The organism is uncultured Algoriphagus sp. (genome assembly GCF_963974835.1).
GTDB lineage: Bacteria > Bacteroidota > Bacteroidia > Cytophagales > Cyclobacteriaceae > Algoriphagus.
On the sequence record NZ_CAXBET010000003.1, the window covers coordinates 214,727 to 226,799 of the forward strand.

Consider the following 12,073-nt stretch of genomic DNA (forward strand, 5'->3'; position numbering starts at 1 on the left):
GTGTTTAGGAGCTTCTAAAATTACTAGCTCTGAGTGAATAAATCACACAGGAATATGATCTAACTTTATGATATTATTTTTAGATTAAACAGTAACTTTACGGCATATAATCTCATTATTCATGAAAAGAACAATTCCATTTTTAATTTTAACATTATTTTTATTGACAAACGCCTGTGGTCCAGCGGATAATGTAAAACTTAGACAAGAGGTTATTGCTGTGCACGATGAAGTAATGCCTAAAATGGCGCAATTGAAATCACTCGAGCGCAAAGCACTCAAAAAAGCGGAAGAATTGGAAAGTGGAGATACGACAGATTCGGTCAAAGTTGAGCAATATAAAGCACTGGGTTATGATCTCGCTCATGGATATGACTCAATGTTTGACTGGATGCATCAATACGATATTGAGGATGGAGATAGGACGGAAGAAGAGTTGAAGACATATCTTGACAGCCAGATGGTATTGGTGAAGGATGTCAATGAAGAAATTAAAAAAGCTTTGGAGAAAGCAGATAAACTTCTGGAGTAATCAGAATTCCGGCTTTTCCTCTAGATATTTTTCCACTTGTTTAGAAGTAATTTTTCCTTCACTCATCCCCCAGATATTGTATAAATAGGTGCTGATTTGGGAGATTTCCAAAGGAGTAAGTTTTGGACTTGCGGGCATCGGTTGATTATAAACTTCACCATTTACCACTATCTCGCCTTCTTGTCCGTATTTCATGATCCAAATTGAGCGATGAACGCTTTCTTTGAAATAATCAGAATCTTTTATTGGAGGAATTAATTTCCCTAAGCCTAAGCCATCATTCTGGTGACAGTTTCCGCAGTGATTTTCGTAGATAGTCTTGCCTTCCACTGCATATTTCATCACCTCTGGATCTTCTATTTGAGACAATGTGTTCTCTTCTTTAGAGTTTTTCGGGCTGCATGCTACTGCAAAAAGCAGAATGATCAGGTATTTTTTCATTCTCCCAAAATCTTTGGAATATCCTGCATCAATTGATCCACTTGATCAGTTTTCGTCCCATCATAAACCCCTCTGATATGGCCTTCTTGATCTATCAAAAGAAAAGCGCCTGAGTGAAGAAATCCCCCTGCTTCATTTTGATCTTCTTGTGCGGTGGTGATATAGCTTGTTTGTCCTAGTTCGTAGATTTTCTCTGCTTCTCCTGTTAGGAAACTCCAAGTCTTAGCATTCTCTATTCCCAATTTTTGTGAATAGTCTTTTAATACCTCTACTGTGTCATGTTTTGGATCAATGGTGTGGCTTAGAATTTTGAAGTTGGGATTATCTCCGAACTTCTCATACACACGTATCATTTCCTTTTTCATGATGGGACAAATTGTCGGGCAGGTGGTAAAAAAGAAATCCGCTACATATACCTTTCCCTTTACTGATTCATTGGTGATCGTTTCTCCATCCTGATTGGTAAAAGAAAAATCAGCGATTGTATGATAAACAGTATCCTGAACAACCTTTCCGTCCACTGTTTTTTCATCCACATGCCAATTCCCAAGTTTTGGTAAAGCCTTGCTCTTTTCTTCTGAAGGTGTGCATTGAGAAAATAAGAGTGAAATTAGAAGAAGCGAAAGGATTGAAAACCTAGTATGCATAATGATTAAGCTTTATTTCTAAATTTTTTATAAAGTCTGATAGCTAGCATCAGTGTTACTCCAAGTGTGATTAGTCCAGCCAAGCCCCACACCATACTTAGGGTGCTTTTCAACACAATTAAAAACACAATTGCAAAGAGTAGCAAGGTGGAAGCCTCATTCCAAATTCTTAACTGAGTGGAGGTCCATCTAGTTCGGCCAGCTTGCAGTTCTTTAAAGAGTTTGTGGCACCAGCCATGATAGCAGTAAAGTAGGAATACAAACCCGAGTTTGGCGTGCATAAAAGGCAGCTGCAAGAATTCCATGCGGTGTGTCAAAACCAGCGTGCCAAAGATCAATGTGAGAACTGCGGATGGCCAGGTAATGATATACCACAGACGGGAAGACATTAAGTCTAGCTGAGGTTTGAGGATTTTTCGCTCCGCTTCAGGGCGTTCCATCGCTTCAGTCTGATAGATGAATAATCGAACGATATAAAATAGCCCTGCAAACCAGGTGACTACAAAAATGATGTGAAGTGCTTTGAGGTACTCGAAAGTCATTCTCGGAATTTTCGGCTAAATTAAGGCCTAATCTTTATAACCGCACTAGTTTTTGAAAAGCTCTAAAATCATTTTCTGGATTATCGCCTTAATCGTGGGCGGACTCGTAGTTTATATCTCCTTGGATTCACTTTCTCAGCCTGGGATGGAACGATTCGAAGGGAAGTACAAGGAATTGTCAAGCTTTAGAAATGAAAATAATACAGGGCCGGTGGTACGGGTATATGCGATTAAAGCATTGGATAGTTCTAAGGATTGGATGCGTGAATACGGTGATGCCATGCCACACACCAAATATGGCAGGACAGTAGTTTTCTTTTTCAAAGATGAGATTGATCAGGAAATCAAACTTTCCCCGACTGAACCATATTTCATGGAAGCCATGCAGCCTTATGTGATCGCAACCTACCAAAAAAGCCCAATGGGCGATGTGAGTTTTACCGATGGTTATCCAAAATGAGAAAACGCTTCACTCTTCAGGAATATAAAGAAGGCGTTCTTTCTGGCGATAGAACGAAACTCAGCCAGGCAATTACCTTGGCTGAAAGTTCACTTGAAACAGACCTCAAGCTTGCTTCTGACTTAGTTCAGGAGATTTTGCCGTATACAGGAAAGTCAATTAGAATAGGAATCACTGGAGTTCCAGGAGTTGGGAAAAGCACTTTTATAGAAGCCTTTGGACAGCTTCTTGTCGATTCGGGGAAATCAGTAGCTGTTTTGGCGGTAGATCCTTCCAGTCAAAAAAGTAAGGGGAGCATTCTTGGGGATAAAACCCGAATGGAAAAGTTGGCTGGAGATAAGCGGGCTTTCATTCGGCCTAGTCCTACAGGCACAACTTTAGGTGGAGTGAGTTCAAAAACCAGAGAAGCCATGTTGCTCTGTGAGGCAGCAGGTTTTGATGTGATTTTGATTGAGACAGTGGGAGTGGGGCAATCAGAAACTGCTGTAAAAAGCATGGTGGATTTTTTCCTTTTGCTCATGCTAGCAGGTGCTGGAGATGAGCTACAGGGAATCAAAAAAGGCATAATGGAAATGGCTGATGGGGTAGTGATTCACAAGGCCGATGGAGAAAACCTTTGCAGTGCCAAGAAGGCAAAATCATCATATGAAAATGCCCTTCATCTTTTTCCATTAGGAGAAAATAACTGGTCAACTCCCGTGATGACAGCTTCTTCATTAACCAAGGAAGGGTTGAGTGATATTTGGGAAATGATCCAAAAGTATGCTAACCAAATGCAGCTATCAGGATTTTGGGAATCAAACCGTGCTTCGCAGAGGTTAAATTGGTTGGATGAAAACCTACAGTTTTTATTAGGAAAATTCTTCATGGAGCACGAGCAAGTGCAGGAATTGCTTCGGCAAAATCGTTCAAGAGTAGAAAATGGTAAACTCAGTCCATTGTCTTTGGCGAGGGATTTGATCACTACTTTTTTCCAATTCAATGATAGACGATAAATGAAATATCTAGTAATTATTGTAGCATTCCTATGTGTAGCCTGCAGCAAACCAACGAAAGTTGAGGAGCAAATTGTAGAGCAGCTAGACTTTAGAACCAAAACCTTTACTTCTGAAAGATGTATAGATGACAATTGTGCGAAGGTTGAATTGACTTGGCCAATAGCAGAAAATGGGGCGGCAGCATCTTCAATTAATGAGGAAATAGGCCGCCAGCTGCTTGCATACTTTCAACAGGATAAAACCTATGACAACCTCGATTCTGCAGCAAACGATTATTTGAATTCTTACGAGGAATTTAAATCAGATTTTCCGGATGCTCCAGGAAGTTGGGCTATTGAAGTGAATGTAGAGAAGAGTTATGAATCAGACAGCACGCTGAGTTTCAAATTTTCTGAATACAATTTTTCAGGAGGAGCACATCCCAACTCAAGTGTTTATTATATGAACTTTGACAAAACTTCCGGTGAATATCTAAGCATTGACCGCGTGGTTTTAGATAAAAGCAAAATGCTGGAATTGGCGGACCAAGCTTTTCGAAAGTATCATGAAGTGGAGGAAGGAATTGAGCTTAAAGATGATGGCCGATTCTTCTTGCCTGAGACGGGTTTCTTTCTACCCAATGCGATTGGCTATGAAAACGATAAACTCCACCTGACATACATCCCTTATGAAATCGGTCCATATGCGCTTGGATATACTGAACTGGAGTTTGAGCTGAAGGAACTAGAGGGAATTATGAGAACAAAGTAGACTACAACAATCTCCCATTTTTAAAATTAAAAAAGCCGCTGAGAAATCAATCTCAACGGCTTTTTAATACCGAATATCCAATGTGAAATGTTGAATAATGAAGTTGGAAATCCTAATAAACCAAGAACCCAGAAGGTCCTCTTCCTACTTCGAAGCTTCGGATCACAGAACCAGTTTCAGAAAGAACAGTTACAGTTCCGTTACCTTGGAAGCCATTCGAGTTGGCTACATAGATCTGATCTGAGTTGTGGTCATATCCTATGCCGTAAAATCCTGAACCAGTCATCAATTCAGTGGCAGTAGCGTTGCTCCCTTCGATGTCAATATTAACCACTGCGTCATTGTAATCAGGCCATCCCGTGCTAGTCAAAATATACATCTCATCATCTCCGTCAAATGCAATTCTACTTGTAGCATCTGCCAAAGGAATTGTATACGTGTTTCCTAAAGTCAAGCTATTCAAATTCACTGTATAGAAAACCACATCATCAGAAGTCACTGCATATACCCAAAGAATTCCGTCTTCAGCATAGAATTGGCGAGGTGAGGCGTCTAGGTCAAGTGTTGTAACTACAGTTTCTTGAGCTGCGTCTATGATTTCGATTTTATTTTCTTCAGAGCCAGCGACAATGATGTAATTTCCATAAGAAAAGAGAGCCTCTGGTTTGTTCGAAACCTCAATTTTCTTTGAAACTACTCCGCCGTCAAGACCATTTACCACAGCAACATAAGAATCGGGAGTGCCATAGTTATCGTCATAAGGTCCATAATCACTGATGAAAAGCTTGGTGCCGTTCACTGCCAAAGACCTAGGCTGATCCAATTCAGATGCCACAGCACCCAAACTCTTGAAGTCTGCTGGATTAACGATTTCTACTTTGCCGGTATTTGCAACTAAGTACAATCTATCACCTTCAAGGATCATATCTTCCAACAAACCTGCGAATGGTCGAAGGTTTTCTGCTTCAAAAATATTTGGAAGAAGCTCTTCAGTAGTTGGGTTTAGATGGTAGACTTCACCATCATTAGTTCCAAAATTCCCTTCGTTCATAATCAAAATACCATTGTCGTATTTGCCTAAAGGTTTTTCATCTCCGCTGTCGGAACATGCAAAGGATACTGATACAAGGGCGGCAGCCCAAAATAGTTGGTTTGGTTTCATATGATTATAATTTGTTTTTTAATGGTCAGATAGCCTGTCCCGATTTTCCATCGGGAGGATCTCGCATGGTTGATATTCAGCAGTATTTGCTCACTGTGTCATGCCTGTCTGCCTCCTTTAGGCAGGCTCGATTTCATAATAGAATGGATAAGTTAAATTGATAAGATCTTCCAGGCATTGCCCTTAGGTAAAGCACTTGGTAGTCAGTGTCTAGAATATTGTTGATTTGAAAACTTACAGGAACCTGAAGATTGCCAAGAGTAAGTTGGTCGTAGCCCAACCCGAAATTGAAAAGCTGAAAGGAGGGCATCAAACGAGGATTGTCGGCTGTGACCGATCTTTCTCCGACGAAGTTTGTGGCTATGAAGCTGGTGAAACCGGATTTCTTTATTTGCACTTTTGCGGTTGCCTGATGCTGTGGCGTATATGGTAACTGCTTTCCTACTGACTGGTCATTCTCATCTGTTCCTTTGGTAGTTACAGCTTTGGAGTAGGTGTATGATGTGGTCAGCTCCCAATTACAAGTTCCAATAGCTCCATTCAAACTCCCTTGGTATTCGATGCCTTGGTTACTGACTTTTTTGATGTTTTCAGGAGTCCAGACACTTCCTTTAGGCAGCCAAATGATCCAGTTGTCCACGGACATTTTGTAGTAAGTCAGACTTTGAGTCCAGTTTAGATTTCCCTTTTTATTCCAGGTCAAGCCGATTTCTCCGCTTAGACTTTCTTCAGGAAGCAGATCGGGATTACCTCCGGGATTCCAAAAGCGATCATTGAGCGTCGGAACTTTGAAGCCTTTCCCTAGGGAAGTTTTCAGTTGCAAAGCCTGAGTATTTGTATTCCAAAATCTCCAGTCCATTCCCAGATTTGGCGTAAAGGGAGCGAAAGTCCCTGAATAAACTAATTGGCGAAGGTTAAGCGCAAAGGACAGGTTATCTGTGCCTGAAAATTTGGTGCTTTGATACAATTCAATGCGTTCATCATCGGCTTGATACGTGCTTAGATCCCCTTTGGTCAGCGTGTATCTAGCCCCTAGTTTTGATGTCCATTTGTCGGAAATTTCCTGATCCCAATCGCCCGCTAGAAAGTATTGTGTGCTGTTATTTTGACTGGCATTGAAAAGTTGCTCGTTCTTCACGAAGCCTGTTTTCAGATTCCAAACCGACTTCTCTTCAAAATGAAAGAAGTCAATCGCTGCCCGAAAAGCTTGATCTTCCTGTTCATCATTGGTGTTTGATCCCATGACCGGCTGAACTTCCCGATTGGTTTTATTCCACCAAAATGCAGTTTTCAGTTGGTTGTTTGCGTTCAGATTCCACGCCAAATCCTGAACTATTCCGATCTGTTCAAACTGTGCATGATCTTCTTTTACTTCTGGCGTTCCGATTTGTCCCAGGTCATTGTAAGGGAAATTGTTCTTGGAGAATTCGCGATAAACCTTGGTTTTACTGCTGAAATTTTTCGAAGAAAACCCCGCAGAAGCTGAGGTATTAAACAATCCAAAGCTTCCGAACTGCTGAGAAATGCCAGCTTGAAAGCCTTTCCCAAAATCAGTAGAAGTGCCTAAATGTACAGAACCACCAATAGCTTCATTCCCGAAAAGTGCTCCTGCATTTCCAAACTGAAGACTTATCTGATCGATGGCCATTACAGGTAAAATTGATAAATCACTTTGCCCAAGTGAAGGGCTGTTGATTGGAAAGCAATTCCAAAAAACTGCTGTGTGACCAGCTGAGGTGCCTCGGAATGAAGGAGATGCGATCATTCCAGCCCCGTATTGTCTGACAAAAACCGGAGATTGCTCCTGAAGAAGGTCGCCTAGAGAGCGGCCCTGGTAGTTTTCCAAGTCCTTTTTAGTCCAGCTGATTACTTTTTGGCCTTGGGCAAATCTATCTAGAGCAGGAGCATAGACTTCCACTTCGGCCAATTTTACCGTGTCCTGAATCGGGCTAGAAGCCACAAAAGAAAATGCCCAAACAAGCAAAAACATCCCTGATCGAATTAGTTATAAATTCGATTCGGTCTTAGAGAGAAATGGGAAGAAGTGATCGAAACCGAAAATTCAGTTCTGGTACTTTCTTCATTGCTTTTCCTCCGAAAGCACAGAATCAACAGAAATGGGCAGGTCTCCTGGCTCACCAAATTTGCCGCCTTCTCATCCCGAATTAGTTTCGAAACAATGGCATTGTTGACAAATCATTTGCGGAAAAAATCCGCTAGGCTTACAGTTGCGGGGACAGCTTTGGTTTTACACCAAATTCCCTTTTAATCCCAAGAGCTCAGATGCGAGATTGGGAACCTATTTCGACCGCAAAAGTAGATTGGGAAAGCGTAGAAAAAAAATCTGTTTGTTGAGAAATTTTGGAAGTGGCGAAAACCCGAGCTTATTTTGGGCTTTAATATCTCCAATTATTTCTGTGAAAAATCAACTATTTAGGCTCTTTATTAGGCTAGTTTTTATTAGTGTAACCTATTGTTTTACAGCATGTAATGTAAACAAAGAAGATGAGAATACGGAACTGGAAAAAGTAGACTTATCCTATGCTTCAGGATTTACAATTTCCCGAGGAAATAATTTTTGGGAGTTGGAAGTTACTCAGGCCTGGTCAGGTGCGGATAAGATCTTTACCTATTTGGTATTGGAAGAAAATGCTGAAAAACCAGCCGGAAATTTCGATGCAATTATCCAGCTTCCAGTGGAAAAAATTATCTTGACTTCGACCACTCATATTCCACATTTGGATATGCTGAACAGCACCGAAAAGTTGATCGGTTTTCCCAATCTAAATTTGATTTCCTCAGAAAAAACCTGGAGACAAATTGATGCTGGAAGGGTGGAGGATTTAGGGTCGGGTCCCTCTGCAAATACTGAAATGGTCATTGATTTGGCGCCTGATTGGATCATGATTTCTACGCTGGGAGATGATTTGAAATACCTGGATTTACTGGCGCAAGCTGAGATTCCTGCGGTAATCAACGGCGAGTATGTGGAGCAACATCCGCTTGGAAGGGCGGAGTGGATCAAGTTTACAGGTGTGCTTTTAGGGAAATATGAAGAAGCAAAAGCTGTTTTTGAAGAGGTAGAAAAAGACTATTTAGAGGCTGAGAAATTGAGCGATTCAATCATCGACTCACTTCGGCCAACTGTTCTCAGCGGAGTACTTTATCAGGATATTTGGTATGCTCCAGGAAGTGAAAGCTGGGGCGCGAACATCCTCCAAAATGCTGGGGGAAACTATATTTTCTCAGATCAAAAAGGAACTGGTAGTGCACAATTGAATTATGAATTTGTGCTCGAAAATGCATTGGAAGCCGATTTCTGGATTGGGTCTGCTGATTTTTCAGACTTGGAAACAATGGGGAATGCTGAGCCTCGTTACAAGGCTTTTAGGGCATTTAAATCCGGAAATGTATTTTCTTATACGCAGAAAAGAGGTAGAGCTGGTGGACTTGAATATTTTGAGTTGGGCTACATGCGCCCGGATTTGATTCTAAAAGATTTGATCAAAATTCTTCATCCGAACTTACTTCCAGCGTATGAGTTGTATTTTTATCAACAACTCGATGCGAAAAAATAGTCCAATTCTTCTTCTCTCGGCTGCGCTGATTCTGTTGATTTTGAGCTTTTTGCTCAATGTCAGCTTAGGATCTGTGTCTATTTCTCCAAGTGAAATTCTGTCTGGGATTTTTACTGGAGATTGGATAAAAGCATCCCGGGAGCAGATTATAATGAACTATAGACTACCAAAAGCATTAGTAGCAATATTAGCTGGAATTGGACTAAGCATAAGTGGGCTTCAAATGCAGACATTTTTTAGAAATCCACTTGCAGGACCCTTTGTGTTGGGAATTAGCTCGGGTGCAGGATTGGGAGTAGCGATCCTAATGTTGGCAGGTTCTGCCTTTGGATTATCAGCTTTTGGTGCTGCGATCAATCCTTGGGCAATTGCGATTGCCGGTACTTTAGGTGCAAGTTTGGTCTTACTTACGGTAAGTTTAGTGGCATGGAAAGTAAAAGATAGCATGACCCTATTGATCGTAGGATTGATGTTTGGTTCTGCAGTGTCGGCTATTATTTCTGTTCTTTCATATTTCTCCGGTGCAGAGGCTTTGAAGCTTTTCACCATGTGGTCTATGGGGAGTTTGGGAGGTTTGGTTTGGGATCAAGTTTGGATTCTAGGGTTGGTGATTTTTATAGGAATCATTCCAGTGATTGCCTCGATCAAGTCCTACAATGGAATGCTCCTAGGTGAGAGCTATGCAAAAAGTATGGGGATCAATCCTGATCGTTTGCGATGGCTGATGATTCTCAGCACCGGTTTACTGGCAGGAAGTGTCACTGCATTTTGCGGTCCGATAGCTTTTATAGGGATTGCAGTGCCGCATTTGGCTAGGATGGTGTGGAAAACATCAGACCATAGAATTCTTTTTCCTGCTTCAGCCTTGATAGGAGGGAGTTTACTTCTATTATGTGATGCCGTTGGGCAACTGCCAGGATCTGCTCAGACCTTGCCGATTAATGCTGTGACCTCACTCGTTGGAGCTCCGATAGTGATAAGCTTGGTGCTTCGCAAAAACTTCAGTAAAGAATTCTAAGCCATGAGGAAATCATCAATCGTAGGCACTAATCTTAACCTTGGATACTCCAAGGGCAAGTTGAAAAAGGAGATACTGAGTGAATTGAGTTTTGAGCTTTTTTCAGGTGAAATGACTTGTTTGCTTGGTCCGAATGGTGTAGGGAAATCAACTTTAGTAAAGGCAATCTTGGGACAATTGAAGCCTTTCGAAGGAGAAGTTTTGTTGAATGAGAAGCCTATTTCTACTTATTCAAACGAAGACCTCGCTAAGCAGCTTTCGGTTGTATTGACTGAGCCATTTTTGCCAGGAAATATGACTGTGGGGCAGTTGGTGGCAATGGGGAGAATCCCACACACAGGCTGGACGGGAAAACTGGAAGATATAGATCGAGAAGCAGTTCAGCAGGCGCTTTCTGCAACGAAAATTGAGTATTTACGAGAAGATCGACTTTTTGAAATATCTGATGGACAGCGGCAAAAAGCGTTAATAGCGCGTGCGCTGGCTCAAGATGGAAAGGTGATGGTATTGGATGAACCGACTGCTCATCTGGATTTGGTAAATCGATATGAAATCATGCATCTGCTTCAGGAGATTTCCAAAACTCAAGGTAAATCAATTCTTGTGGTCACCCATGATTTGGAGATTGCATTGGAGACAGCAGATCGATTCTGGTTGCTGAACTGTGGTACGCCACTAATCTCAGGATTGCCGGAAGATTTGGTGATTTCCGGTGAAATCAATCAGCTATTGCATGGGAAGAAATTTCATTTCAGCGTAGAAAAAGGGAGAATTGAATCTAAGGTTCAAGATTTGAAATTTGAAATTTCAGGCCCCGAAGATCTCGCTAGTTGGATTTCAAAAGCACTTGAAAAGGCTGGGATAAAAGAAATGGCAGGAGCTATTGAGGTTAGCAAAGATCCGTTTTCTATAAGTTACAACGGAAGTATTTATAACAGTGTGGAGGAATTTCTCTTGGCTAACCTTTGAAGTGTCATTTCGAAAGAGGTACGATTGAGAAATCTCTTCGAAGGTTTAGAAGTTTTTAAATATCAAATGATGAATGGCTAATGATGAATTTTGAAGTTTTGAAGACTGGTGATTTTTTCCATTAATCTAAAAATCCAAAATAGCCTTCACTTTATTTCTTAGCTCAGCAATTTCCTTATGACCTAAGTCTCCTAGCTTCTCCAAAAATCTTCGATTGTCCAAAGCTCTGATTTGATCTATAAGAATTTCAGAGTCTTTTTCTAAACCAAAATTCCCTTCAGATATATGGACTCGAAGTATATTTTTCTTAGCAGTAACCTGCGTTGTGAGTGGGCAAACAAGCGTAGAAGGGTGATCAACTTGATTGAGGAAATTTGTTTGAATGACTACAACTGGCCTAATCTTTCCTGGCTCAGTTCCTTTGGAAGGATTCAAATTGGCAAGCCATAGTTCAAATTGCTTCATCTTCTTCGATTAAAGCATCAAATTCCGCCATGATTTCAGTTGAACTTTCTTTGCTTAGGTCAGAAGCTTCGGCAAATTCGGTACTCAATTTCTTTCGCTTTTGATACCTGTTATAGAATTCAAGTGCTTGATTAATATACCTGTTCCTTGCAATCTTTTTATCCTTAATAATTGCCTCGGTTTCTTCGAAGACCTCCGAGTCAAGTTTTAAAGAGAGTGTTTTCATATGATTATAGTTTGAATTTTATTATTCACATGGAATATTTGACGATTAAAATAATCATTACCCTGTGTGATTAATGATGATTTTAATCCTGTCGATTTCATCACCATTAGTATATACTATAAATGTATACTATTTTTGAATAGTTCCTTTTATTTAGCGGTTCGATTTTAGAATCAGCGCTGAAAGAAAAAGCATATCAAAATCCCCTCAAAACTCATTAATTACATAGCAGGACTATGATTAAGTGATCTTTTACCTATATTTTGAGATCAATTTAGAACCTTA

Annotated in this window: 14 protein-coding genes and 1 riboswitch; of the genes, 7 read left to right on the forward strand and 7 right to left on the reverse strand. The window is 40.7% G+C overall.

Annotated features, from left to right (window positions below):
- The first annotated feature begins 121 nt into the window (after positions 1-121).
- The gene (locus AACZ73_RS09015) at positions 122-532 is read left to right on the forward strand and encodes a hypothetical protein (RefSeq protein ID WP_339877225.1); all 411 of its coding nucleotides are present in this window, start codon (positions 122-124) and stop codon (positions 530-532) included.
- Here the strand turns inward: AACZ73_RS09015 and AACZ73_RS09020 are convergent, their stop codons facing one another.
- The 3 genes from AACZ73_RS09020 to AACZ73_RS09030 are packed head-to-tail and all read right to left on the reverse strand — an operon-like array spanning position 533 to position 2,162.
- Positions 533-973: a cytochrome c gene (locus AACZ73_RS09020; RefSeq protein WP_339877226.1), complete on the reverse strand. Its 441-nt coding sequence runs from the start codon at positions 971-973 to the stop codon at positions 533-535.
- The gene (locus tag AACZ73_RS09025) at positions 970-1,620 is read right to left on the reverse strand and encodes an SCO family protein (protein ID WP_339877227.1); all 651 of its coding nucleotides are present in this window, start codon (positions 1,618-1,620) and stop codon (positions 970-972) included. Before AACZ73_RS09025 ends, AACZ73_RS09020 begins: the two co-directional genes overlap by 4 nt.
- Positions 1,621-1,625: 5 nt before the next feature.
- Positions 1,626-2,162, reverse strand: a complete 537-nt coding sequence (locus AACZ73_RS09030) for a CopD family protein (RefSeq protein WP_339877228.1) — start codon at positions 2,160-2,162, stop codon at positions 1,626-1,628.
- 52 nt (positions 2,163-2,214) lie between these two features.
- On the opposite strand from AACZ73_RS09030, the gene AACZ73_RS09035 reads away from it, so the two are divergent.
- Genes AACZ73_RS09035 through AACZ73_RS09045 form a run of 3 tightly spaced genes read left to right on the forward strand, consistent with a single transcriptional unit; the run spans position 2,215 to position 4,370 of the window.
- Positions 2,215-2,622: a hypothetical protein gene (locus tag AACZ73_RS09035; RefSeq protein ID WP_339877229.1), complete on the forward strand. Its 408-nt coding sequence runs from the start codon at positions 2,215-2,217 to the stop codon at positions 2,620-2,622.
- Positions 2,619-3,617 carry a methylmalonyl Co-A mutase-associated GTPase MeaB gene (gene meaB / locus AACZ73_RS09040; protein WP_339877230.1) on the forward strand — a complete coding sequence of 333 codons (999 nt, stop codon included), beginning with the start codon at positions 2,619-2,621 and terminating at the stop codon, positions 3,615-3,617. Before AACZ73_RS09035 ends, meaB begins: the two co-directional genes overlap by 4 nt.
- A complete protein-coding gene (locus AACZ73_RS09045) occupies positions 3,618-4,370 on the forward strand; it encodes a DUF4163 domain-containing protein (RefSeq protein ID WP_339877231.1) in 753 nt (250 codons plus the stop codon). It begins immediately after the preceding gene.
- Positions 4,371-4,482: 112 nt separating this feature from the next.
- Here the strand turns inward: AACZ73_RS09045 and AACZ73_RS09050 are convergent, their stop codons facing one another.
- Complete coding sequence (locus tag AACZ73_RS09050; protein ID WP_339877232.1) at positions 4,483-5,532, reverse strand: DUF5074 domain-containing protein; 1,050 nt, start codon at positions 5,530-5,532, stop codon at positions 4,483-4,485.
- 133 nt (positions 5,533-5,665) lie between these two features.
- Entirely contained in the window at positions 5,666-7,522 is a 1,857-nt protein-coding gene (locus AACZ73_RS09055; protein WP_339877233.1) for a TonB-dependent receptor, read from the reverse strand.
- 112 nt (positions 7,523-7,634) lie between these two features.
- Positions 7,635-7,850, reverse strand: a riboswitch (cobalamin riboswitch).
- A gap of 99 nt (positions 7,851-7,949) precedes the next feature.
- Between AACZ73_RS09055 and AACZ73_RS09060 the strand changes: the two genes are divergently transcribed.
- From AACZ73_RS09060 to AACZ73_RS09070, 3 genes are read left to right on the forward strand one after another with little or no spacing between them, the layout of a single operon-like run.
- Positions 7,950-9,110, forward strand: a complete 1,161-nt coding sequence (locus AACZ73_RS09060) for an ABC transporter substrate-binding protein (RefSeq protein ID WP_339877234.1) — start codon at positions 7,950-7,952, stop codon at positions 9,108-9,110.
- A complete protein-coding gene (locus AACZ73_RS09065; RefSeq protein WP_339877235.1) occupies positions 9,097-10,128 on the forward strand; it encodes an iron ABC transporter permease in 1,032 nt (343 codons plus the stop codon). Before AACZ73_RS09060 ends, AACZ73_RS09065 begins: the two co-directional genes overlap by 14 nt.
- A gap of 3 nt (positions 10,129-10,131) precedes the next feature.
- Positions 10,132-11,097, forward strand: a complete 966-nt coding sequence (locus tag AACZ73_RS09070; RefSeq protein WP_339877236.1) for an ABC transporter ATP-binding protein — start codon at positions 10,132-10,134, stop codon at positions 11,095-11,097.
- A 126-nt stretch (positions 11,098-11,223) separates the two neighbouring features.
- On the opposite strand, the gene AACZ73_RS09075 is transcribed toward AACZ73_RS09070, so the two are convergent.
- Together AACZ73_RS09075 and AACZ73_RS09080 are read right to left on the reverse strand one after the other, a co-directional pair.
- On the reverse strand, positions 11,224-11,562 hold the full coding sequence (locus AACZ73_RS09075) for a type II toxin-antitoxin system PemK/MazF family toxin (RefSeq protein WP_339877237.1): 339 nt from the start codon (positions 11,560-11,562) through the stop codon (positions 11,224-11,226).
- Positions 11,549-11,788: a hypothetical protein gene (locus AACZ73_RS09080; protein ID WP_339877238.1), complete on the reverse strand. Its 240-nt coding sequence runs from the start codon at positions 11,786-11,788 to the stop codon at positions 11,549-11,551. The genes AACZ73_RS09075 and AACZ73_RS09080 overlap by 14 nt, the downstream gene beginning before the upstream one ends.
- Positions 11,789-12,073: the final 285 nt, after the last annotated feature.